A 23,403-nucleotide genomic window follows, 5' to 3' on the forward strand; every position below is an offset into this window, starting at 1 on the left:
CGTTAACGCGCCTCCCTTATGTTTTACGATAGCCGCCATCGGGAGCATCCATGGACAAGATCGACCTCAGAAAAGAATTGAAGCACTTGTATCAAGCCAGCGCCAAAGCGGTCGTGCAGGTTGAGGTACCGCCGTTGAGATACCTGATGGTGGACGGCGAAGGCGATCCCAATACCTCGCAAGCCTATGCGCAGGCCGTCGAGGCCTTGTTTTCCGTATCCTACACGGCCAAATTTATGGTCAATAAGGGGTCGCAAGCGCTTGATTATTCGGTCATGCCGCTGGAAGGATTATGGTGGGCGGATGATATGGCTGTCTTTGCAGCCAACGACAAGGCAAAATGGAAGTGGACGATGATCTTGCAACCTGACTTCGTAGCGAATGACATCGTCGACGCCGCTCTTGCCGAAGTCCGAAGAAAAAAGAATCTGCCCGGCATAGATAGGCTGCGGCTGGAAAATTTCTCGGAGGGTCTTTGCGCTCAGATTTTGCATATTGGCCCATTCTGCGAAGAAGGACCCACTATTGAGCGGTTGCATGCATTCATCGATACCAGGACTAGCCGGATTGGCAAGCATCACGAAATTTATTTGAGTGATATACGGCGCGCAGATCCGAAGAACTGGAAAACCATCATTCGGCAACCCATGAAATGAGGGTTAATGCCACCGCTATGTTACAAGACGACCCATGGACATTACATTAATCAGGCACGGTAAACCGGCGTTCGAGCTGAAAGGCAAAGCCAAAGCGCGAGAGATTGGCGAGATTATCAGAAATTATGATTTATCAGGAATAGCGGACGAAGCGCCGGAAAACGCCAAGCAGCGCGCATCGGCATGCCATGTCGCCGTTTGTAGCGACTTTATCCGTTCTTTGGAATCGGCCAAGGCACTGGGATTTAGCGATATTTTGCTGAGCGACCCCGTGTTTCGGGAAATCGCTACCCCTCATTTCAAACAGGGGGCATTGACGATGTCGGTTAATGCCTGGGGAATACTATTACGGTGTATGTCGGTGCTTGGTTTCGCTGAAAATGGCGAGTCGCTCTCCATGGCAAAACAGCGGGCGCAAATCGCGGCATCGACATTAATAGATATGGCGCATGAGCATAAAAGCGTCTTGTTGGTGGGGCATGGTTTCGTTAATTACTTCATAGCCCAGGAGTTGTTAGCCAGAAACTGGGTCGGTCCCACGAAGCCGGGCCGCGGCTATTGGGAATATGGAGTATATCGCTATCGTGCAATATGACCCGCAAAGGCACAATCCCTCTCGCATTTTAAGTCACATTCAAAAATATGCTCGCATCGATTACCGGCAACACTAAAATACTCGGCGTCATCGCCGACCCGGTTAGCCAGGCCAGAACGCCGGCTATGGCAAACAGACTGCTGGATGAAAGAGGGCGCCTGGGTGATTTTGTCATGCTTCCCATGCAAGTATCGGCAGAAGATTTTCCCGCGTTTATTACGGGCCTGCGCGCCTTGAAAAACTTCGGGGGGGCAGTGGTTTCCATGCCACACAAAGCCGTTGCCGCCCACTTGGCTGATGAACTGACTCCCAATGCACGCCTGGTCGGTGCCGTGAATGTCATTCGCCGGAACGGTGATGGCCGCCTGATTGGCACCATGCTGGACGGCGAAGGTTTTGTTGCCGGATTAGCCGGGGCCGGATACAGCGTGAAAGACGCACATATCCTTCTGGTCGGAGCCGGAGGCGCTGCATCGGCGATTGCTTTTGCCCTTGCCAAACACGGCTGCGCTTCACTTTGCATACAAAATCGTACGCCGGATCGGGTGAGTGCTTTGTCGGAGCGCGTCCGTCATGCGTATCCTCAACTTGAGGTAACCACAGCAATCCACGAAACATCCCACTACGATATCGCTATTAACGCCACTTCTCTCGGCATGAAACCGAATGATGAGCTACCGATAGCCAATCCTTTGATACGGCATTGCGACTTGGTAGCCGAATGCGTGATCGCCCCTGAAATGACACCGCTACTCCAGGAAGCGTCCGGCCAAGGGAAAGTCATCCACACCGGCGTTCCGATGTTGGCCGCGCAAATGCATCTGATGCTGGCTTTCATGGGAGCCGAGTGAGATGCAATAGGCCAAGAGCGCTTGTCGATATAGAATAAATCCTAGACTGCGGTTGCAGCGATGGCGGATCATAAGCGAGCTGTATGCCACAGGTTACAAGTTTCACACCATAACCCTGTCAATACTGACAGTTGTTGCAAGACCTGATCCTGAGTTGTAATTAACCCAAAATAATCCGTTTCTATGCGGAAACTGCCGGAGTCAAAATGTTAGGTGAAACCACAGGTACCGTTCGGGTGTTATTGCGACTGGAGGGATTGTGCGTGCTGCTTGCCGCCTGCCTCGCCTACGCAAAATTCGATTTGGACTGGAGCACGTTCGCAATCTACTTCCTGGTGCCTGATCTATCTTTACTCGGTTACTTCGCCGGCGCCAAAGTGGGCGCCATTAGCTATAACACGGCGCATTCATACCTCGGCGCCGTTGTCAGCCTGGTGATTGGTTTTACGGTTCCGTCCCCGATACTTCAATGTGCCGGTTTGATCTGGTGTGCCCATATCGGTTTTGACCGGGCGCTGGGTTACGGACTCAAGTATCCGGCGGGATTCGGCTTTACCCATCTTGGGCGCATCGGCCGATTTGGTGCCAAACATTGGGAAAAACAATAACCGGGTGAGAAGTCTGGACACAACTTCCATACCCAACGCCCTTAGAACGCCGGGTACCGAAGGTTACAGCGAGTGCGCGGCAACATTGATTCTCCAATACGAAACCATCGTATTCGAGGAGCTTCACCGCGCCGAATTACACCTGTTGCCGACAACACCGGGATTTGTTTTGGACATCGGCGCGGGCATTGGTATCGACGCTGCTTGGTTTGCAGCGCGCGGACACAGGGTGGTTGCAGTCGAGCCGACCGAGGAATTCCGCATTGCCGGAATGGCGAGATCCGCGGGCTCTGCAATTGAATGGCTGGATGACGCTTTGCCTTCGCTCGATCGCGTTTTGGCGCGCCGCCAGATGTTCGATACCGTTATTTTGAACGCAGTATGGATGCACTTGAACGAGCGGGAGCGGCGTATTGCAATGGCTAAAGTGGCCGCACTGTTGGCTCCTAACGGTCTCCTGATGTTGTCGCTTCGGCACGGCTCTGTGCCAAAGGGGCGGCGAATGTTCCAGGTGTCAGGCCAAGAAACGGTTAATTTGGCAGGACAACACGGTTTGCGGCCGATTCTAAATGTTCAGGCCGAGTCCTATCAGCTTCTTAACCGCACCAGCGGTGTTGTATGGACCCGCTTGGCTTTCAGACACGCGGAATAGCTTGCCATAAAATTCGTGCGGTTGCGGCTGCTAGTCGTTTGGAATCGTGTATTTTACGGCGCTAGTTGGACCAATTTTCGCCTTATCTCTGCCTCGTCAGCGAAGAATTTGCCAGCCGAGGATTTGACGTACAGATCGTTAAGGTTGATTACGAATTTCAACGCGGCGGTAATCAAATGCAGGTCATCAAACCTAAATAACGAGCTTGGATCAAGTTCAAAAAGGGCACAATTTTTCGCGCTAATTGCATATTTATAAGACTATTTACATGGCAGAATTCAACCACCTTGCTAAGGACCTTCAACAAGACAAAAAAGTTGTGTTCACGGCTCAATCGTGCAAAAACTTTCACCAGCGCATGCTGGTATGCAAACATGCTTTTGAACAGGGAGTGGTTCCAGTAAATCCCTTCAATTTGTTTGGCTATTTTCTCTACGAACTCGTCGACAGAGATTTGGTTAGAAGCGGGAATAACAATCTCTTGAGTCGATGTGATGAATTATGGGTTTATGGCGAAATTAGCGATGGTGTTCTCGCTGAAATTCAGATGTTCAAAGAGTCCGGGAAACCTATGAGATTCTTTGATATATCTAATCTCCCAGCGGAGGTAAAGGAGATTTCCAAGAAAAATCTTGTCTTTGAAGACAATATCAAACAGTACAAGGGCTATATATAGCAATGGGTAAACGTATACCGGACGAAATTTGCGCTTTACCGTAACGTATGCGTTTTATGCCATGGAGGAAGATCGATGAAATACGCTAGATGGATACTCGCGGTTTTGCTGCTGTTGCCGATTTCCGCGGTCGCATTTTTTAAACCCGTTCGGGTGCTGATTCCGGAAGCATTCGGCGTCAGTTGCAACGAACAACACCTATGCGTGGACAATTTTTCAGAGCTTGCGAAGGCGCAATCACTACTCAACGACTCGAAAAGTTATCTTGCCACGCAATGGGGCTTGTCTATTGGCGAGCCGAAGATCATTTTTTGCAGCACGGAGCAATGCCGGTCCACATTCGGCCTATCCAACAAAGCCGGATTCACCTTGGGCAGTTTCGCAATTGCCGTCGCCCCGCGAGGTTGGCAACAACATTATGTGGCGCATGAGCTCATCCATTATTGGCAGGCCGACCACTTTGGCAGCCTGGCGCTGCTAGCCGGTGAGCACTGGCTAATCGAAGGCATGGCCTACGCGCTGAGCAACGATCCGCGAGGGGAACTGCATCAGCCCTTTGAATCCTATCGTCAGCGCTTCAATGACTGGCATAAACGCCATGCCGATATGCCACTCAAAGAATCGCTGGCTGGATGACTCTAAATATGGCAACCAATATTCTTACTGTATTGCGCACCGTTCGGTGCTGGATATATCGGGCCATAAAAACCGGGCTGGTATTGTCAACCGCATTGCTACTGACTGGGGCCGTTTATCAACACTTCGCGTTAAAGGCCGACTTGGAAAAATACCCGCCACCTGGCCGGATGGTCGAGGTGGATGGGCATCTGTTTCATATTGATTGCACGGGTGCAGGTCCGTTGACCGTGATTCTCGAAGGCGGCGCAGGTGCTTCCTCGCTGGCTTGGGCCTGGATACAGCCGGAGGTGGCAAAAAATGCGAAGGTCTGTTCTTATGACAGAGCAGGATACAGTTGGAGCGCGCCAAGCGAGCTCCCGATGGATGCCATTAATACCAGCCGGCAACTCCACCGATTATTGAGCGCTGCGAATATTCCCGGGCCCTATATTCTTGTTGGCCACTCTATCGGCGGAGCGTATGTGCGTATGTTCGCCGCGAATTATCCTCAGGATGTGGCGGGATTGGTTCTGGTAGATGCGACCAACCCGTCGGTGCTGGAAACCTATGCCGAAATCGATTTGCCTAAGGTCGAAGACTGGACGCCGCCTACCGTTCAGGTATTTCCCTATCTGGCTTCGGTCGGGGCAATGCGCGCGGTTCTCGGTTTGGGGTTGTTCAATCTTGCCGAGGGACTTCCCGCCGATACGCAAGCGGCCGCCAATGCCTTCCTCGCCCAGACCGATTACCTTAATACTGTCGTTTGGGAATACCGTTTTTTACCGGACACACTGAAGCAAATTCGCTCCTTGCAGCCCTTAAACGATCTGCCGGTAGAGGTAATCGTAGCGGGACAGTTTACTGGGCTGGATGCGGAGACTGCCGCAAAATTCACCGATTGGCATCGGAAACAGCAACGTAATTGGTTGGATTTATCAAAGAACAGCTCGTTGCGAACCATAGAAGAAGCCGATCATATATCCCTGATGACCAATCATCGTCATGCTCACGAAGTTGCGAACACGATTTTACAAATGATCGAGACTATTACCGCGAGTGCTGTACAAAGTACTCCCGTTTTCCGAAGTCCTAACGATTCTACCTCGGACTCCGCATCAGTAAGCACATACTCTACGGCTATGGAGGTCGAGTGAGTTTCAATAATCCTGTAGCGCTTGTCGATACCCAGCAAAATGCATGGAACAAAATAGCCGGTGAAATCTCATTTTCGCTTGAGCCGGACTTGGATAAGTTAGCAACGCTAATTAGCAAGAATGCAAAAATACTGGATTACGGTTGCGGCTATGGCAGGATAACGAGCGAGCTGCACGCCAGAGGATACGGTTGTTTGACAGGCGTAGATACGTCAATCGAAATGATCAGGCGCGGCTTAACACACTATCCAACGCTCGATCTACGTTACATCGATAGCCATGAAATACCTGCCGACATTGGAAAATTCGACGTCATTTTATTTTGCGCCGTACTGACCTGCATTCCCAATAAGGCACAGCGCAGGAAAATCATCGACTCGGCCTATGAGTCGCTGAATAAAGGTGGCATCATTTATTGCGTCGAATTTCATCAGTCGGAAAACATCCAATATTCTTCAACGGGTACGTTCATCGCATCTTTCAATGTGGCAATGAAACATTTTGTCCCTATAGAGATTGCTGAAGAATTATCTCAATTTGATGAAATCAGCCATTTTGTCACTGAGGCCGCAACTGTTACCGGTGCAAAAACCCATGCCATTCATTATTTCGGGAAAAAACGCTAAATTGGAAACGGATGCGCAATTCGATGAGTGGCGTACTTTATTTTGCAAAGTATCAAAACTCACGATGTATTGGGAATCGAATAACTGAAAGACTACAGGAAATAGCATGACCGTAAAAGGACACTACGACCGGCATCTTGGCGATTTTTATGCATGGATGGTTGGAGACTTCGATGCCAGGCGAAAAGAATTTCAACAATTCTTGGTGGCAAACGACCTTTCGCCACAGAGTACTTCAATCGCCTTAGATTTGGGGGCAGGGCACGGCATACAAAGTGTTTCCCTGGCCAAATTGGGATATACGGTAAGCGCGATTGATTTTAACCAACAGCTTTTATCCGAGTTAATCGACAATACGCAGAGGCTTTCCGTTACCGGCTTTAATGACGATATTCGTCAGGTAAAAAAATATACCGATCCCAAACCTGAACTCATTATTTGCTGGGGCGACACACTGACACATCTTGAAAGTTTGGATGAAATTAGGCAATTGGTTATCGATTGCTGCGAATCATTAATCGAAGGCGGAAAACTGATCTTATCTTTTCGAGATTATTCAACGACCCTCGCGGGCGATCAGCGCTTCATTCCCGTAAAAAGTGACGACACAAAAATACTGACGTGCTGTTTGGATTATGAAGCAGACAGGGTGCGGGTGACGGATTTGTTGCAGGTTAAAACGGAAAACGGCTGGCAGCAAAAAGTGAGTTCTTTTTATAAAGTCCGGGTTTCACCAAACGACGTTGTGAAAATCCTCGCCGATTGTGGCTTGAGGTTAGCGTATAACGAAGTCGTCAACCGAATGACTACCATCATTGCGATTAAGGCAGTGTCTGGGTAAATCATCATGAGTCAATTAACAGGCGGTTGCCTATGCGGTGCCGTCCAATATGAAATAGCGAACCCGCTGCGGTTTGCCCGCAATTGCCACTGCACTATGTGCCGAAAAGCGACAGGCGCGGCATTTGCCACCTGGGCATACGTAGAATATCGAGATTTTCGATGGATTCACGGGAGTGACCTACTGGAAGAGTATCACTCATCCCCAGATGTCAGGCGAACATTTTGCAAGGTCTGCGGCTCTACCTTGCAGTACATTGCAGATCAGGCGTTTCCAGATGCTTTTGGGTTAGCATTGGGTACGGTAAATGGTGACCCAGGCTGTAAACCGATGCGCCATGTCATGGTCGGCTCAAAAGCGCCGTGGTTTGCAATCGCCGACCATCTGCCTCAGTCAGCGGAAGCCGCACCTAGTGAATAATGCTAGCTTTAAATCATATTAAACTGCTAATCATGGGATATTGAATGAACCTATCCAAACGCATGGTCTTGACCGTTATCGTGCTGATTTCTTGCGTCGGCTGCGATCAGGCCAGTAAACCAGTTGCCCAGTCGTTATTGTCCGAAACCGAAGTCTGGTCGTATTGGGGTGACGTTGTACGCTTACAATTGGCTTATAATCATGGTGCATTTTTGGGCGTGGGTTCGTCGTTTCCGGAAGTCTTGCGCAACGGCTTATTCTCGCTTGGCGTAGCCGGAATGTTAATCGTTTTGCTGGGATACATCCTGTTTTCCAAATCGGCCTCGCCGTCCTCGATACTGGCATATGCGCTGTTGTTGGCGGGTGGCTTGGGCAATCTGATCGATAGACTGATATACGGCGGCTATGTGGTGGATTTTATCAACATCGGCATCGGGCCAATCCGCACCGGCGTGTTCAATGTCGCGGATGTGATTGTGGTCGCCGGCACGTTGATGTTGCTTATTGGCACGCCCCGAGCTAACAAACGGCTGTCTGAGCGATGAATCCATTCAGCGAATATCCGCAATACGATGCCTTGGGTCTGGCGCAGCTGGTGCAATCCGGCGAAGTTTCGGCAGGGGAATTGCTGAAGGCCGCTCAGGCGCGTTTGGCTGAGTTCAATCCGTTACTGAATGCCGTCGTCACGCCGATGGAAGAACTGGCGGAATCGCTGGTGAAAAACCTAGGCAAGCGTGGACCGTTTACCGGCGTGCCGTTTCTGGTCAAGGACCTGATGCTGCGTTTCGCGGGCGTCACTATGTCGAACGGCAGCGTGGCGATGAAAGATTACCGTCCCGACGCCGATAGCGAGATGGCCACCCGGCTCAATACCTCCGGTTTGATTACCTTCGGCAAGACCAACACCTCCGAGCTCGGCGCATCGGCACTAGCCAACAACGCCGTGTTCGGTAGCACCCTCAACCCCTGGAATTTAAGCCTTAACGCTGGCGGCTCCAGTGGTGGTAGTGCAGCAGCCGTGGCCGTACGCATCGTGCCGATGGCCTATGCCAGCGACGGCGGTGGTTCAATCAGATTGCCGGCGTCCTATTGCGGCATTTTCGGTTTCAAACCGTCCCGAGGCTTGAACCGCTTTGAGGATTTATCGAAGGCTTGGGGTGGGGCGGTCGTCAGTCATGTCTGCACGATCAGCGTCCGCGACAGCGCCGCCTATCTGGATTTAGTGGCCGGCCACACCGATCAGGCTGCTACCAACCCGGCTCTCACGTCCTACCTGCACGCCACCACGCAGCCACCGAAACGCCTGAAAATTGCGTTGATCAACTTGGCACCGGTCGAGACGCCGATACACCGCGACTGTCTCTCTGCCGCGGCCAAAGCGGCCAAACACTGCGAAGCGCTGGGACATATCGTCGAGGAAGCGGCCTGGAATTTCGACGGCCGCGAATTGATGCGGGCCTTTCTGACCGTGATTTTTTACTACACCGCGCGGGATGTCGCCAATATGGCGCAATGGCTGGAGCTGACCGAATCTCAGTTGGCCATCGAGTTGAATACGCGGCTGATGGCAGGTATCGGCAAAGGTGTGAGCGACGAACAGCTACAGCAGGCGCTGGCGGTCTGGCAGCGGATTGCCGGGCGATTGGCGGATTTCCATAGCCGCTACGACGTGGTTCTGACGCCGACGGTCGCCACGCCACCGTTGGCGTCCGACGCGCTCGATCCCAATGTCTTGGAACAATGGCTGATGCGCGGGTTGCTGGGGACCGGATTGGCCGACAAGTTATTCTGCAAGCGCTTGCTGGATGCGATCATCACCAAAGCCGTGCAGCAAACGCCGTTCACTCCGCTTGCCAACATCACCGGTCAACCGGCCATGTCGGTGCCGCTGTATTGGAGCGTCGACGGCTTGCCGCATGGCGCGCAGTTCATGGCCGCAACCGGTAACGACCGGCTATTGTTCCAACTGGCCGCCCAACTCGAACAAGCCGAGCCTTGGAAACACAGGATGCCGCCGTTATGCCATCAATAGAATTTAGCCAATTCGGCGCCGCCGACGGCCAGCCGGTGATTTATTTCCACGGTACGCCGGGTTCGCCCGACGAATGTGAAATTTTCGATGTTTATGGCAAACAACATCATCTGACCATCATTTGTTACGACCGCTCGACCATAGCCCCTAGTTTGCAAGGCGACGCTTATTACCAGGGCATAGCCGATGAGATTGCCAAGCAGGTTGGCGATAACCCCGTCGATTTTATCGGCTTTTCGATTGGTGCCTTCGTTGCCTTGCAAGTTTGCCGGGCTATGAACGGCAAAGTCCGCAGCCTGCATTTGGTTTCCGCGGCTGCGCCGCTGGGTGCCGGCAACTTTATCGACGCGGCGGCGGGAAAAGCCGTATTCCGGCTGGCTCAAAATCATCCGTCCGCTTTTCTGTTACTGGCTCGCCTGCAAGGAGGGCTGGCGAGTATTTTTCCCGGCCTGTTGTTGCGGATGTTATTTTCCAGTGCGCTCGCCGAAGATCAAGCGTTGATGGCCGACCAAACGTTTCGGACCACCATGACCCGAACGCTCAAAACCTGTTTCAAGCGCGATTCGCTAGGCTACGCCCGCGACGTTATTGCCTACGTGCAGCCCTGGAAAACGACGCTGGCCGATATTAGCGTCGATACTCATATCTGGCACGGCGCCGTAGACAATTGGTCGCCGGTTGCGATGGCGGATTATTGGGCATCGGCGCTGCCTGACTGTTCGAACATCACGGTACTGGACGGGCTTTCCCATTATTCCTGCCTGCATCGAAGTGCGCCGACGATCTGTATGTCGATCAACACCTTAAATTAGCCGAGGAATTTACGCACCCATGACCAAATCAATCGCACTGCTTGGCGAATACACTCCGACATTTTCGCCGCATCTGTCGACCAATACCGCCATCGAACATGTCAAGGCGGCGTTCGGTTTGGATATTAGCTCCGACTGGGTTTCAACTGCCGACATCGACCAAACGCTGTTCGAGCGCTGTTCCGGTATCTGGATCGCCCCCGGCAGCCCATATAAGAACATTGACAAAACATTGGCGGCAATTCGCCATGCCAGAGAAAACAACATCCCATGCTTCGGTACCTGCGGCGGCTTTCAACATATGATTATCGAATATGCTCGCAACGTGTTGGGATTTAAAGACGCACAGCATGCCGAGTACGATCCGTATGCCTCGAATTTATTTATCTCGCAGTTGGCTTGTTCGCTGGCCGGACGCGAGATGCAACTGAGCTTCGAACCCAACTCTCGCGTGGCAGCCATTTACGGTGCAACGACGGCTACCGAGCAGTATTACTGTAATTTCGGCATCAACCCGGACTATGTCGATGCGCTGAAACAAGGTCCCATGCGAATTACCGGTGCCGATACCGAAGGCGAGATTCGGGTGATCGAATGGCCTGGACATCCATTTTTCATCGGTACGCTATTCGTACCGCAAGCCCGGTCCACGTCGGAACAGCCGCACCCTTTGGTTTCGGCGTTTTTAAGGGCCGTGGCAAATCTATGAATGCTTATCTCATTTTGGATCTAACGATCCATGATTTTGATCGATTCCGAGAATACATCTTGAAAATACCGGCAGTCATAGAAAAACATTCTGGAAGGTACGTGGTCCGGGGCGAACAGCCTACTGTTATAGAGGGTGATTGGACGCCTGAAAGGGTTGTTGTCATTGAGTTTCCATCAAGAGAACAAGCTAACGGCTTTCTTCAAGACCCCGAAGCGCAACCGCTTTTTTCATTACGCCATCAAACGACTACCAGCAAACTCGTTTTAGTGGATGGATGTTTGTAACGCAATCGTAAAGTCCAACATATCAATGGTTAGATCATCAAAATGGCACAAATCAAAATATACGGCATCAAAGACCATCTCAACCCCATCAAACGGCCATTGTCCGATGTGATTCATGAGTGTGTGGTGGAAGCGCTGCAGTTTCCGCAAGATAAGAGAGCGCATCGATTCTTTCCTATGGAAAAAGACGACCTGTTCGCGCCATGCGGCAGGACCGACGCCTACACGATTATCGAAATCAGCATGATCACCGGCCGGGAGACCGCCACCAAGAAAAAACTCATCCGTTTGCTGTTCGACCGCATTCAGGAACAGATCGGCATTGCCCACCAGGACATCGAAATTTGCATATATGAAAGTCCTGCCTGCAATTGGGGATTCCGCGGCATGCACGGCGACGAAGTGACCTTGAATTACCAAATCAATGTCTAGTGCCAGCAACACTTAAGCGGCCAGTATCCAGCAAGAACACATGTATATATCTAAGCATTTCGAAGAACCCAGCATCGATGTCATGCAGACATTGATACGCGATTATCCGCTAGCGACATTGGTCGCCTCATCCGCCAGTGGTTTGAACGCAAACCAGTTTCCGTTGCATTGGGTAGAGGAGGGCGGTTCACCTTACGGCAGCTTGCGAGGTCATATCGCCCGCTCGAATCCGCTGTGGACGGACTTCGACCCGCAAACCGAAGTATTGGCGGTGTTTCAGGCAGAAAACGCCTACATCTCGCCATCCTGGTATGCGACCAAACCCCAAACCGGCAAGGTGGTGCCCACCTGGAATTATGCCGCTGTGCATGCTTACGGCAAGCTGCGGATCATCGACGATCCAGTCTGGATTCGCCGGCAATTGGAGGCTATGACGCAGGCATTCGAAGCTGGTTTCCCCGAGCCCTGGTCTGTATCGGGCGCCCCGGCTGATTTTACCGAACGCTTGATCACACAGATTGTTGGTATCGAAATTAGCGTGTCACGGCTGCAAGGCAAGTGGAAAGTAAGCCAAAACCAGCCGCCGGAAAACCAAAATAGCGTGATCAATGCTTTGCGAGAATCCGGCCAGCCGGCCATGGCGAATTTAGTCGCCGATGCAGCCAAGCCTTGAGTCCGACCATTGAGAGAAGTCGTTATGAAGCCATTTGCAGTTCGCCAAGCTACGCTGTCCGACCTGGAAGCACTCATTCCGTTATTCGACAGTTACCGCCGGTTTTACGGTAAACCCAGCGATCCGAATGCGGCGAAATCATTTTTGCGGGATCGATTCGAACACGGCGAATCGGTACTGTTCCTGGCCGAGCAGGACAATAGAACCACCGGCTTTGTCCAGCTATACCCCAGCTTTTCGTCCGTCTCGCTGGCTCGAACCTTCATTCTCAACGATCTATTCGTCGATGCCGGATTTCGTAGGCAAGGCATTGCCGGTCGGCTCATAGCTGCGGCAGTCGAATATGCGGCCAGCTTGGGCGCTGTTCGCCTGACCTTGTCAACGGCAGTAATCAACACCGAGGCGCAGGGGCTTTATCGAACAACAGGCTGGACGCGCGACGAACAGTTTTATGTCTACCATTTGCCGATCCCGGCCATTGAACTTTTAAGCGAATAAATCATGAATGCTTTTTATGATTGGTTCGGTATGAACCAAGAAATTTTTTACGCCGTTAATGGGTGGCATGGACCTTTGATTGATGCGTTGATGTTGACTGGTACAGCGGTTGGTGACTTCAGAAATATGCCTTGGATACTTGGTGCAATACTCCTTGCGATCGCCTTTCAGCAACTATTTCCGTTTAATGCGGAGCGGCTCCCATCGCTGCCAGGCTTGAAACAGCTGCTAATGCGTTTAATGCTCGGTTATATGGTGACTGCGGGAACTGTGGCACTGTTGAAGATCGGGCTCGACATGCCTAGACCTAGTGCCGTGCTGCCCTCAGGACGTGTTACCGTTTTGGCTCTGCCGGAATCAAGACACAGTTTCCCCAGTGGTCATTCTGCGTTTGCGATGCTGATCATGACGATGTTTTGGCCGTTATTAACAATTCGCGATCGGTTGTTGTTAGCCGTTATGACGCTATGGGTAGGCCTATCGCGAATCAATGTGGGAGCCCACTTTCCGGCTGATGTGTTGGCGGGTTATGTCTGTGGGACAGTCGGCGGCTTGCTTGCCAATAAGGCCGTTATGAGTCGGCTAAGATGAAAATACTGTAGATGTGTAATGCTTAGGAGAACGGGAATATGAAACATCACAGCATCACCGTAATGATTTTAGCGGTAGCCGTGGCTTGTTATCTGGCCGGCTATTCCGGTGTTGGTAACACCGCCTTCATCGTTGGCGCAGGCTTCGAGACGTGGTTTTGGATTCGGCTCTTGATCAAACGTCCGTCCGCTTAAAGCAGATTAGTGTTCGACGCTGATTGGCAGCCGGGTACGTGGCGCGCGGCAGATCGTTCACCGGTGGGCACAATCTGAAGCGCCTCTTACTAATTGCCAAAACAGAGCCCCGATGCACCATTCAAACGAAATGTTAAGCCAGGAACTGGTGGCGATGGCAAAAAACGACCTTTCAGTACGGGAGGCGTTGGTCGCCGATGGCTCTCTAGGCCACGCTCTCTATCACCCGCATATGGAAGCCGTACATATCAGCAATGCCGCTCGCCTTGCAGCCATTATCGAGCAATACGGTTGGCCTGGAAACAGTCTTGTGGGCGAGGAAGGGGCTTGGGCCGCCTGGTTGGTCGCGCAACATGCCATCGGCAATCCTCCATTCATGCGGCATTGCCTGACTTTGCTGAAGCAAGCTGCCGCCAACAACGAAGTGACACCTTGGCAGGTGGCATTTCTGGAAGACCGTATTCGCATGTATGAAGGCAAACCTCAAATTTACGGGACTCAATTCCAGCCGAATAAAAACGGCGGACTCGAACCGTATCTGATCGAGAATCCAGAAAGCGTCAACGATCGACGGCTTGCAGTCGGCTTGAATACCATTGAGGAAAGAATCGCCGAATTAACAGCACAAAGCGCGCGCGAGAATATTCCGACACCGCCCGACCTGGACGAGCAATATCAACAATGGCTTTACTCCGTCGGTTGGAGGATAGCAAGTTGAAGCCCTGTAACCGCTCGGATTTTTGTTCGCTTTGCTCGCGCCATCCAACCTCCGTCAGCTGACATGAAATTCGTATCGTCGCGACTTTTGCGCTACTTGCTGTTCGGGTTGGCAAGCGCATATCTTGCCGTGCTGGCGGGAGGCGTTTATCAAACCGAAAGAACCTCGGTCGACCTAGCCGCATTCCCACCGCCGGGGCGGATGATTTCGGTAAATGGCGTGAATCTCCATCTTTACTGCCTGGGTTCCGGTTCGCCAACGCTGGTTCTCGAAGCAGGCCTTGGCGAAAACGTGTTGAGCTGGTATCCGGTTCACGCCAAGCTTGCACAGACCATGCGTGTTTGTGCCTATGACCGCCCAGGGCTGGGCTGGAGCGATCCGATAGACGCTGCCATCCTCCCGGAAGAGGTCGCCGAAAACCTGCATACACTGTTAAACAATGCCGATATTGCGCCGCCGTTTGTGTTGATCGGACATTCGCGCGGCGGAATCTATGTCCGCGCGTTCTATTGCCGGTTTCCCGAACAGACGCAGGCTATCGTCCTGGTCGATTCGACGCATGAACAAAGCCCGATGCACCAGTATCCTTATGCCTCGTGGGACTACCGTAAACAAGCCCTGCAGATTGCCATTGCCGAGCCTTTATCGCGAATAGGCTTTGTCAGGCTGCTGGGGATTGCCGACGCCGACCGCCGGCCTTCGCCATTGCCGGCGGCAATCCTCGCCGCGAAAACGGCGGTGCAGAACCGTACCGATACGGCTCACGCGGTGGTCAATGAAATTGCCGTCATGCGGCAAGGACTCGATCCATCCACACCGCCTCCCAGCAGCTTAGGCAATCTGCCGCTATTGGTTCTAACTGCCGGCAATCTGGTGGACCCGGATTTAGCCGCGCGCGAAGCGGAGAAAGCGGGCAAAAATGTCGAAGCGGAACAGGCGCTTGTCCGCGATCAACAGGCCGAGCAGGACGATCTGGCTCGTCTGTCCAGCAATTCATTGCATATCATTGTCAGGAACAGCGGACATTTCATCATGCAGGACCAAGCTGATGAATTTGTCGGCGTTGTGAGCGAGTTTGTTTTAGGTATTCCTCATATCAACTTAGCACGCTGAGTCAGGCGGCATGATTTAAAGCTTGTTACATTAGCGTTGAATTGAGGAGGCGTAGAAGTGAACAACAACAGGACCGGCGCGGCCTATGCGGCGCGTTTAGATCGGGTTTTCGATTACATAGACCGGCATCTGTTCGAGCCGTTGTCGGTTGACGAATTGAGCAAACAAGCCAATTTTTCCCGATTTCACTTTCAGCGGCAATTTTCCGCTTACACCGGATTGAGTACCACGCGTTACATACAGTTATTGCGTCTACGCAAGGCTTCTTACCAACTGGTGTTTCAGGAGCGGGGCAGCATTACCGATATTGGCTTGGCGGCCGGTTTCTTAAATGCGGAATCGTTTTCCCGCGCATTCAAAAAATGCTTCGGACAAACACCCACTCAATTCAGAGCACAGCCTGCATGGCAGCCTTGGAACCAGCGCATGCAATTACCCAAACGAATCAGGAGTCCCCAAATGAAAGTAACTATTGTCGATTTTTCAGAAACCATGATCGCAGCATTGGAGCACCGTGGATCACATACCCTTGTGATGGATTCGGTCAGAAAATTCATCGACTGGCGCAAGCAAAGCGGCTTGTCACCGGTCGTCAGCAGCCGTACCTTTGGTATTGCGTATGACGATCCGGCGGTCACGCCGCCGGAAGCTTTTCGTTTCGATGTGTGTGGCGAGGTCAAGCAACCCGTGCCGGCAAATCCGCAAGGGGTGGTTAACAAACGGATTCCGGAAGGACGTTGCGCGGTGGTGCGCCATCTCGGCTCGACCGACCGCATTAGCGACAGTGTGTATTACCTCTACCGGGAGTGGTTGCCGGAAAGCGGCGAGGAACTGCGCGATTTTCCGTTGTTTTTCCACTACATCAAACGGGTGCCTGAAACGCCGGAACACGAACAGGTTACCGATGTTTATCTGCCGTTGGTGTAAACGAAAGCGCTTGAATAGTGACAACTCGGCGCTCTCGTGGTGCAAGTGCTTAGGGAAAGGCTGAAGGCTAGGTTGACTGGAAAAAGTTGGACGCCCATTTCGCGCTAAAATTGGCAAATCGTCGACGTTGATTGACAGCTTGATACGCCGGAATCTGGCTAAACGACTATCGAGCCATTGGCCTGTAACGTCGTTTGCAGAATTTAGGCAATGTCATGAAATACGCCCGTCGCCCCAGCCGAAAGCATTAGAACCATAGCCTTAAACCCAACCGGCAACCACAATATGATCAAAAAAGTAGGCAACACAGCCATCAACGCCAAACACCGCGCGACATGCCATTGCGGTGCGGTGGAACTCGAACTCGATCTCCCCGACGGCATCGTCGATCCGCGCCGCTGCGATTGTTCGCTATGCCGGCGCAAAGGCGCCATTATGGCATCGGTTCCGCTATCGGGAATCAGGGTCGTTAAGGGTCAAGAGCACTTAAAGCTTTATCAATTCAACACCATGAGCGCCAAACATTATTTTTGTTCGAATTGCGGCATCTATACCCACCATCAACGCCGTTCGATGCCTAGCCAGTACGGCTACAACGTCGGCTGCCTGGAAGGTGTTAATCCGTTTGATTTGGGCGAAGTGCGAACCGGTGACGGTATCAATCATCCGGCGGACCGGCAGTCGCGTTGATCAGCGAGCTATCGGTCAAGATTTTTTATGTCTAATTTCCAAGACGCTCCGCTGCAGTCGAGACACCATGGCATGGAAGCTGAAAACGTATATCAGGTGTTCGATTGGCTTTGGTGTTCCGCGCAACTGACTGAGAAGGACATCGCCAAACTTCCGGCGCTTGGCATAGAGGCGGTGATTAACTTGGCGCCGCCAACGGCTAGCAACGCATTGCCAGGCGAAGCAGAATTGGTTGCAGCCCAAGGCATTGCATATATGCAAATTCCCGTGGCGTGGGAACACCCCAGACTTAATCAGTTGGAACAGTTCTTGGGTGTTATCAAGGTATTCGAAGGACATAAAGTCTGGGTGCATTGCGCAAAAAATATGCGAGCATCCTCGTTCATTTATCTCTATCGCAGGCTGTACTTGGCGGAAGAGGAGGTGATTGCATCGTATCCGATGAGCGAAATCTGGGCGCCGAATCCCATCTGGCAAACGTTTATTCGTAATGTACTGAGTACAGCGCTCTAGCTCATTCACTGGGCTGGTTGTTTCTGCAAAGCGCCAACCTGATGGGGTTTGAATGGTATATCGTTTTAAATGTACTAAGGAATCATCACGACATGATTAAAATTTGGGGAAGGCGTAGCGCATACAATGTGCAGAAGGTGTTATGGACTATTGGTGAGTTGGGTTTGGCATATCAGCATATTGATGCCGGCGGCAGTGCGGGCGGTCTCGATCAGCCCGATTTTCAAGCCATGAATCCGCATGGCCGTATACCGGTGTTGGTCGATGACGACCTGACAGTTTGGGAGTCCAACAGCATCGTCCGCTATTTGTGCGCCAATTACAGTCGTGATCATTTGTGGGCCGAAGCGCCGGCAAAACGCTCGTTGGCGGAGCGCTGGATGGACTGGGAGCTGGCAACACTGCAACCAGATTTTCTGGATTTGTTTTGGGGATTTTACCGCACGCCGGAGGCACTACGGGATCAGCAGAAAATTCAGCATGCCGCTATGCGCTGCCAAAAACATTTTGCCATCTTGGATGCGCATCTTGCCGAACAGGCTTTTTTGGCGGGCGATGCGTTCAGTATGGGCGATATTCCCGTCGCCACCTCGCTTTATCGATATTTTGAAATGGGCATTCCCACTCCGAAAATACCTAATGTTCGCAGATGGTACGCTGCGCTTTGCGAACGTAAAGCTTACCGCGAACATATCATGACCACCTTTGATGAGTTGTACGCTCGACAAACGTTTTAATGCCGCTGGCAAGTAGAGAAAAAAATGATTTTGGAAATTGCAATACTCAACGTCATTGCCGGACGGGAGCTGGAGTTTGAGACTGCCTTTCGTAAGGCGTCAGGCATTATCGCCTCAATGAACGGCTATATTTCGCATCAATTACAGCGCTGCATAGAAAACCCCAACCGATATGTATTGTTGGTCAATTGGGATTCGCTGGAGGATCATACCGAAGGCTTTCGCGGCTCAATCCAATACGACGAATGGCGTGCCTTACTGCATCACTTCTATGAACCGTTTCCGACGGTAGAACATTACTCGCTGGTGATGGAAAATCACCTCTAACACTTCTTCCTGTGTTACTGAGGAAAACGGTACTCCTAATAACAATGGCTATGGTCTTTATCGACTTCGACCAACGCCCCAATATTTAGGCAAACACAACATGCACATTTTCGAAAAACTCGGCGGCATCGCCATCATCGTGGGATCTTTATTGCTCAGCGCCTATGCGGTCTTGTTCCCGATCTTGTTACCGTTAGGGACGGGGGCTTTCGACTATGCCGAGGTCGTGCGCAGTCCAGGCTGGGTGCCTTTAGCCATGGTAGCCTTCGCTGGTGTGTTAGCGTTGTTGGTGGGGTTTTATGCCGTTTATACCAAGATGCGTGACACGGCCGGTTGGCAGGGTGCCGTGGGTTTTCTGTTCGTCGAGGCGGCTTATTTATTACAGGCCTGCAAGGTAACTTGGGAGCTGTTTCTTTATCCCGTCATTGCCCGCTATCCGGAAACCGCCTTTCTGTTACGGGACGCCGTCATCAAAAACGATCCGGCGGTGTTGGCGTTTAGAATTTCGGCTTCCACGACGATATTGATCGGCATCGTGCTGTTTTGCCTGGCTATCTACCGTTCGGCCCTTTATCCCAAGCCGGCGGCTGCATTGATCTTCGTCGGCGCCGTGGTTTATGCGCTGGGGCCTATGATTTCGCTGTACGTGTCTATCGCTGGGATTTTCACGTTTGCCGTGGGATGTATGTCGCTTGGGGTGCGCTTGCTGCGCTGACTGCGAACGGCTTTCCGTTCAATCAAACCCCGCATCTTGATTGGCAAAACTGCTAGGGCGGTTGTGCAGCCGGTGCTAACCTGCCGCCGTCATGGTTTGCAGGAGATTTACGATGAACGATATTCGCGACCCGGTTTATGCGCGGCTGCTCAAGGCGGCGCTGGACTGTTTTCTTGCCGACGAATACCACAAGGTTACCACCCGCGCCATCGCCGACCAGGCGGGCGTCAATATCTCGATGATCCGCTATTACTTCGGCAACAAGGAAGGCCTTTACGAAGAAATGATCCGCGAGACGCTCAAGCCTCTCTTGGACATGCTTGACAGCGATACGCTGTCCGAGGTCGGCGGCTTCACCGAATATCTGCGCTTCTATTACGACACCATGCGCAAGCATCCCGAGTTTCCCAAGCTTATTCTCAAGGTGCTTGCCCTCAACCACGGGCCGGGCCGGCGTTTTATCCTGCAATTGTTGGAGCGTGGACGTAGCGGCGGCGCAAGGCGGCTGGAACAGCTCAAAGCAAGCGGGCAGGTCGATCAGGCGATCAATCCCGACGTGGCGCGGATGGCTTTCGTCAGCCTTGCCATGATGCCCATGCTGCTGAAAGACATCTTCGAGGAACAAATGGGCGGGCAGATGGACGAAGCCTTCCTCGACGAACTCGCCGCTTTCAACGGCAAGCTGTTGGCGGCGGGCATGGCCGCCTCCCAAGCAGGAGCGTGACATGACATTGCAAAAGAACGCCGGCGCGGTGCGCCGCTTCGCCAAACTCGCCCGATTCGGCGCCTGGCTACAAAACCTGCCCAATAAACTCGTGCCGGCGCCGTTCCGCCTGATCCAGATCGGTTCGGCTTATTGGCAATCGCGGGCGTTGTATGTCGCCGCGCGACTAGATATCGCCGACGCCGATGCACTTTACCGCTTGCTGCGCATGCTGGCGGCGGTGGGGGTGTTCGAGGAAGTCTCGCCGCGTCGCTTCCGCAACAACAAGCTTTCCTCCTGCCTGTGCCCGGATCATCCCCACAGCGTTCGGGTGATGGTGCTGATGCATAACTCGCCGGAAATGAGCCGGCCGTGGTTCGAACAATTGGAACAGGGCGTGCGCAGCGGCGTGCCGTTCGAATTGGCGCACGGGCAGGCTTTTTACGACTACATGGACAGCCACTCGCAGCGGACAGCAGGCCATTGTGTCGCCGAAACTTGAGTGGCGATACTTCTGTCACGCTTGCATCCCTGGCAGGCCCCGCCTCCCGTGTGGTCGGCAAAACGGTGGCGTCCGACGATCTGCCGCACTCGCGCCAGTGCATTCCATTTGTTCTACGCATTTCCGGTATCAATTGAGCACGTTGAGTAAGGCGCGAAGATTAGGCGCTTGTTACAGTAGCGCTCGATTGAGGAGGTATGAAAGTGGACGATAAAACGGCCAGCGCGGCCTATGCCATGCGTTTCGATAGGGTTTTCGATTACATAGACCAACATCTGTTCAAGCCGTTGTCGGTCGACGAACTGAGCAAACAGGCCAATTTTTCCCGATTTCACTTTCAACGCCAGTTCTCCGCTTACACCGGGTTGAGCACGACGCGCTACATTCGGTTATTGCGCTTACGCAAGGCGTCTTACCAACTGGTATTTCAGGAGCGGCGCAGCATTACCGATATTGGCCTGGACGCCGGTTTCGAGAATGCGGAATCGTTTTCCCGCGCGTTCAAAAAATGCATTGGACAAACGCCTACTCAATTTCGAAAGCACCCGGCATGGCAGCCATGGAATGAGCGCATGCTATTACCCAAACGCCTAAGGAGTCCCCGGATGAACGTTACCATCGTCGATTTTTCAGAAACCCTAGTCGCAGCGCTGGAGCACCGTGCATCACCCAGCCTGCTTATGGACACGGTCAGAAAATTCATAACCTGGCGTAAGCAAAGCGGCTTGTCGCCGATCATCAGCAGTCGGACGTTTGGTATCGCGTATGACGACCCGACTAACACGCCCACGGACTCATTCCGATTCGATGTCTGCGGGGAGGTCAAGCAACCCGTGCCGGCCAATTTGCACGGCGTGGTCAACAAGCAGATTCCGGAAGGGCGATACGCCGTGGTGCGCCATATCGGTTCAACCGACCGTATCAGCGACAGTGTTTATTACCTCTACCGGGAGTGGCTGCCGGAAAGTGGTGAGGAATTGCGGGAATTTCCGGTATTTTTTCATTACATCAAACGCGTGTCTGAAACGGCCGAACACGAACAGGTTACCGATGTTTATCTGCCTTTGGTGTAAGCGGAAAGCGGTCTAACTGCCGAGCTAGGGTAAAACTCGGGGTGCGTGGAGAGCAGGGCCGGGTGAAGATAATCTTTGCCATCCCTTGTGAAAAAGCGGAAGACTAAGATTTAGCTTTTCCGATGGCCTCCAGGGAGAAGAGTGAGTAAGCAGGCGTGTCATCGGTGTAAAAAAATCAGAACTGCGATCGCCTTGGTAAACACCTGCGCTTGGTCGACCTACGCCGATTTCTTCCGCAATAAATAGCCGGAATAAGCCACGTGTTCTCGGCCGGCGACATCGACTAGAAAGCCGGTAGTAACGAACAATCGATCGATCAAACCAGCGTTGTGTGGTGTAGCGGATTTGAGATTCCAAAAAGCCAATCATCACTATCCAATAATCAGAGAATCAAGTTAAACAACTGCTTTCCGTGGCGATGAACGGGTGAATCTTGGCGCCTCGGCCTTTGTTCAAAACCTGAATGAAGAGATCATTGATGAGACTTACGTCGCCTCGTGGACAAAGACAGCCACGGGCCATTCCGAGACGTCATAGTTGTAGCGATTGCTAACGACGGCGGCCAGATCCGTCAACAGAATCGAATCAATGGTGCTGCCAACCATGCCATCCGATAATGAGTCAAAGCCAACGTGAGCGACTTGGACTTTAGTGGCGAGCCACAGGGATGCGGAGTCAGCAGAAAAACATCATAATTTCAGTGTGAAATTTTCTGACAACAAAGAGTGTGTTGTGAAGATCTGGCACCTAAAAGCCAAGGAATTGAGACGATGAGGCGTTTCATTAGTGACAGTATAGGTTTTAGTATAGTAAATTAAGTTTAATATAAAAAAATCCTTATATTTCATGGGTAATACATTGCTGCATCATCGGCGTGTGTTGCATTTTCTCGTCTTGCTTGGTGCCTTGTGTTTTCTGATTGTTCATTTTTAAATATTTGATATATAAGTAATATTTTTTATTAAAATATTATCGACACTTATAAAAATTTATCTGCACTTTAGCGGGTAGTGTAAGTTTCAGTATGGGTTTCTTCAGGTTGTGGACATGCCGTCATTCGTTAAAAAAACTATACCAAATGCAATTCTACGCCTGCACAGCAACAGCTTTGCAACCTGGGCGGGAAATGGTTTTTGATGGTTACCCTGGAATACGTTTGTCTAGGAAGGTGAGAATCTGATTTTGTAGCTATAGAAGCTGTATTGATGGATGTCTTCGGCAGGTATTGATTGGTCATTGGCCGGCTGTGTCGTTTCTATTGGCTATTGTCGCCTGGGAGGCTTTGAAAAACCAGCGTGATTCTCGCAGTGATCCAGTATTAGAAGCCAACTGGACATGTTTACCGCCATAGTGCCCCAAAGGCTTCAGCTGAAATTGCGAGGATGTTTTACACAATGCTAAGCGACATGGCGGATTTACGATCCACTTTAATTAGCCGTGCAATGGCTTTTAATTTGATT

The 23,403-nt window shown here is 51.8% G+C and carries 32 protein-coding genes; all 32 read left to right on the forward strand.

Going from position 1 to position 23,403, the window contains the following annotated elements; all coding sequences use genetic code 11:
* The first annotated feature begins 50 nt into the window (after window positions 1-50).
* The 32 genes from JWZ98_RS10680 (at window position 51) to JWZ98_RS10835 (ending at window position 21,943) form a co-directional block, all read left to right on the forward strand.
* Window positions 51-656, forward strand: coding sequence for a GyrI-like domain-containing protein (locus JWZ98_RS10680; protein ID WP_205454248.1), 606 nt, complete (start codon window positions 51-53; stop codon window positions 654-656).
* 34 nt (window positions 657-690) lie between these two features.
* Window positions 691-1,251, forward strand: coding sequence for a phosphoglycerate mutase family protein (locus JWZ98_RS10685; protein ID WP_101052372.1), 561 nt, complete (start codon window positions 691-693; stop codon window positions 1,249-1,251).
* Between the two features lie 47 nt (window positions 1,252-1,298).
* The gene (locus JWZ98_RS10690; protein ID WP_205454249.1) at window positions 1,299-2,102 is read left to right on the forward strand and encodes a hypothetical protein; all 804 of its coding nucleotides are present in this window, start codon (window positions 1,299-1,301) and stop codon (window positions 2,100-2,102) included.
* Between the two features lie 206 nt (window positions 2,103-2,308).
* Window positions 2,309-2,710: a DUF4260 domain-containing protein gene (locus JWZ98_RS10695; protein ID WP_101052374.1), complete on the forward strand. Its 402-nt coding sequence runs from the start codon at window positions 2,309-2,311 to the stop codon at window positions 2,708-2,710.
* Window positions 2,664-3,362: a class I SAM-dependent methyltransferase gene (locus JWZ98_RS10700; protein ID WP_205454250.1), complete on the forward strand. Its 699-nt coding sequence runs from the start codon at window positions 2,664-2,666 to the stop codon at window positions 3,360-3,362. Before JWZ98_RS10695 ends, JWZ98_RS10700 begins: the two co-directional genes overlap by 47 nt.
* A gap of 268 nt (window positions 3,363-3,630) precedes the next feature.
* Complete coding sequence (locus tag JWZ98_RS10705) at window positions 3,631-4,038, forward strand: hypothetical protein (RefSeq protein WP_101052375.1); 408 nt, start codon at window positions 3,631-3,633, stop codon at window positions 4,036-4,038.
* Window positions 4,039-4,113: 75 nt separating this feature from the next.
* On the forward strand, window positions 4,114-4,674 hold the full coding sequence (locus JWZ98_RS10710) for a hypothetical protein (RefSeq protein WP_101052376.1): 561 nt from the start codon (window positions 4,114-4,116) through the stop codon (window positions 4,672-4,674).
* 8 nt (window positions 4,675-4,682) lie between these two features.
* Entirely contained in the window at window positions 4,683-5,810 is a 1,128-nt protein-coding gene (locus tag JWZ98_RS10715; protein ID WP_205454251.1) for an alpha/beta hydrolase, read from the forward strand.
* Complete coding sequence (locus tag JWZ98_RS10720) at window positions 5,807-6,436, forward strand: class I SAM-dependent methyltransferase (protein ID WP_205454252.1); 630 nt, start codon at window positions 5,807-5,809, stop codon at window positions 6,434-6,436. Before JWZ98_RS10715 ends, JWZ98_RS10720 begins: the two co-directional genes overlap by 4 nt.
* A 106-nt stretch (window positions 6,437-6,542) precedes the next feature.
* Complete coding sequence (locus JWZ98_RS10725) at window positions 6,543-7,277, forward strand: class I SAM-dependent methyltransferase (RefSeq protein ID WP_205454253.1); 735 nt, start codon at window positions 6,543-6,545, stop codon at window positions 7,275-7,277.
* Between the two features lie 6 nt (window positions 7,278-7,283).
* The gene (locus JWZ98_RS10730) at window positions 7,284-7,697 is read left to right on the forward strand and encodes a GFA family protein (RefSeq protein WP_205454254.1); all 414 of its coding nucleotides are present in this window, start codon (window positions 7,284-7,286) and stop codon (window positions 7,695-7,697) included.
* Between the two features lie 44 nt (window positions 7,698-7,741).
* On the forward strand, window positions 7,742-8,242 hold the full coding sequence (gene lspA, locus JWZ98_RS10735; protein ID WP_205454255.1) for a signal peptidase II: 501 nt from the start codon (window positions 7,742-7,744) through the stop codon (window positions 8,240-8,242).
* Window positions 8,239-9,729, forward strand: coding sequence for an amidase (locus JWZ98_RS10740; RefSeq protein ID WP_205454256.1), 1,491 nt, complete (start codon window positions 8,239-8,241; stop codon window positions 9,727-9,729). Before lspA ends, JWZ98_RS10740 begins: the two co-directional genes overlap by 4 nt.
* Window positions 9,717-10,541 carry an alpha/beta hydrolase gene (locus JWZ98_RS10745; RefSeq protein ID WP_205454257.1) on the forward strand — a complete coding sequence of 275 codons (825 nt, stop codon included), beginning with the start codon at window positions 9,717-9,719 and terminating at the stop codon, window positions 10,539-10,541. Before JWZ98_RS10740 ends, JWZ98_RS10745 begins: the two co-directional genes overlap by 13 nt.
* 19 nt (window positions 10,542-10,560) lie before the next feature.
* Window positions 10,561-11,250: a CTP synthase gene (locus tag JWZ98_RS10750; RefSeq protein WP_205454258.1), complete on the forward strand. Its 690-nt coding sequence runs from the start codon at window positions 10,561-10,563 to the stop codon at window positions 11,248-11,250.
* Window positions 11,247-11,537 carry a DUF1330 domain-containing protein gene (locus tag JWZ98_RS10755; protein WP_033158694.1) on the forward strand — a complete coding sequence of 97 codons (291 nt, stop codon included), beginning with the start codon at window positions 11,247-11,249 and terminating at the stop codon, window positions 11,535-11,537. The genes JWZ98_RS10750 and JWZ98_RS10755 overlap by 4 nt, the downstream gene beginning before the upstream one ends.
* A gap of 42 nt (window positions 11,538-11,579) precedes the next feature.
* Window positions 11,580-11,969: a tautomerase family protein gene (locus JWZ98_RS10760; protein WP_033158693.1), complete on the forward strand. Its 390-nt coding sequence runs from the start codon at window positions 11,580-11,582 to the stop codon at window positions 11,967-11,969.
* A 40-nt stretch (window positions 11,970-12,009) separates the two neighbouring features.
* Window positions 12,010-12,642 (forward strand): FMN-binding negative transcriptional regulator, encoded by a 633-nt coding sequence (locus tag JWZ98_RS10765; RefSeq protein WP_205454259.1) that lies wholly within the window; start codon window positions 12,010-12,012, stop codon window positions 12,640-12,642.
* 24 nt (window positions 12,643-12,666) lie between these two features.
* Window positions 12,667-13,140, forward strand: a complete 474-nt coding sequence (locus JWZ98_RS10770; RefSeq protein WP_033158691.1) for a GNAT family N-acetyltransferase — start codon at window positions 12,667-12,669, stop codon at window positions 13,138-13,140.
* Window positions 13,141-13,143: 3 nt separating this feature from the next.
* A complete protein-coding gene (locus JWZ98_RS10775) occupies window positions 13,144-13,731 on the forward strand; it encodes a phosphatase PAP2 family protein (RefSeq protein ID WP_205454260.1) in 588 nt (195 codons plus the stop codon).
* Window positions 13,732-13,769: 38 nt separating this feature from the next.
* Window positions 13,770-13,925, forward strand: a complete 156-nt coding sequence (locus tag JWZ98_RS10780) for a hypothetical protein (RefSeq protein ID WP_205454261.1) — start codon at window positions 13,770-13,772, stop codon at window positions 13,923-13,925.
* A gap of 130 nt (window positions 13,926-14,055) precedes the next feature.
* On the forward strand, window positions 14,056-14,643 hold the full coding sequence (locus JWZ98_RS10785; RefSeq protein ID WP_346015195.1) for a DUF6624 domain-containing protein: 588 nt from the start codon (window positions 14,056-14,058) through the stop codon (window positions 14,641-14,643).
* A 63-nt stretch (window positions 14,644-14,706) separates the two neighbouring features.
* Complete coding sequence (locus tag JWZ98_RS10790) at window positions 14,707-15,756, forward strand: alpha/beta hydrolase (RefSeq protein WP_205454263.1); 1,050 nt, start codon at window positions 14,707-14,709, stop codon at window positions 15,754-15,756.
* A gap of 57 nt (window positions 15,757-15,813) precedes the next feature.
* The gene (locus JWZ98_RS10795) at window positions 15,814-16,683 is read left to right on the forward strand and encodes an AraC family transcriptional regulator (protein WP_205454264.1); all 870 of its coding nucleotides are present in this window, start codon (window positions 15,814-15,816) and stop codon (window positions 16,681-16,683) included.
* Window positions 16,684-16,968: 285 nt separating this feature from the next.
* Window positions 16,969-17,373 (forward strand): GFA family protein, encoded by a 405-nt coding sequence (locus JWZ98_RS10800; RefSeq protein ID WP_205454265.1) that lies wholly within the window; start codon window positions 16,969-16,971, stop codon window positions 17,371-17,373.
* Window positions 17,374-17,400: 27 nt separating this feature from the next.
* Window positions 17,401-17,886, forward strand: a complete 486-nt coding sequence (locus tag JWZ98_RS10805; RefSeq protein ID WP_033158686.1) for a protein tyrosine phosphatase family protein — start codon at window positions 17,401-17,403, stop codon at window positions 17,884-17,886.
* Window positions 17,887-17,978: 92 nt separating this feature from the next.
* On the forward strand, window positions 17,979-18,623 hold the full coding sequence (locus JWZ98_RS10810; protein WP_051670373.1) for a glutathione S-transferase: 645 nt from the start codon (window positions 17,979-17,981) through the stop codon (window positions 18,621-18,623).
* Between the two features lie 24 nt (window positions 18,624-18,647).
* Window positions 18,648-18,950, forward strand: a complete 303-nt coding sequence (locus JWZ98_RS10815; RefSeq protein WP_033158685.1) for an antibiotic biosynthesis monooxygenase — start codon at window positions 18,648-18,650, stop codon at window positions 18,948-18,950.
* Window positions 18,951-19,050: 100 nt separating this feature from the next.
* A complete protein-coding gene (locus tag JWZ98_RS10820) occupies window positions 19,051-19,665 on the forward strand; it encodes a hypothetical protein (RefSeq protein WP_205454266.1) in 615 nt (204 codons plus the stop codon).
* A gap of 112 nt (window positions 19,666-19,777) precedes the next feature.
* The gene (locus JWZ98_RS10825) at window positions 19,778-20,389 is read left to right on the forward strand and encodes a TetR/AcrR family transcriptional regulator (protein WP_205454267.1); all 612 of its coding nucleotides are present in this window, start codon (window positions 19,778-19,780) and stop codon (window positions 20,387-20,389) included.
* Between the two features lies 1 nt (window position 20,390).
* Window positions 20,391-20,870: a hypothetical protein gene (locus tag JWZ98_RS10830; RefSeq protein ID WP_240348320.1), complete on the forward strand. Its 480-nt coding sequence runs from the start codon at window positions 20,391-20,393 to the stop codon at window positions 20,868-20,870.
* Between the two features lie 203 nt (window positions 20,871-21,073).
* Window positions 21,074-21,943, forward strand: a complete 870-nt coding sequence (locus JWZ98_RS10835) for an AraC family transcriptional regulator (protein ID WP_240348322.1) — start codon at window positions 21,074-21,076, stop codon at window positions 21,941-21,943.
* Window positions 21,944-23,403: the final 1,460 nt, after the last annotated feature.

The sequence above is a fragment of the Methylomonas sp. EFPC1 genome (assembly GCF_016925515.1).
GTDB lineage: Bacteria > Pseudomonadota > Gammaproteobacteria > Methylococcales > Methylomonadaceae > Methylomonas > Methylomonas defluvii.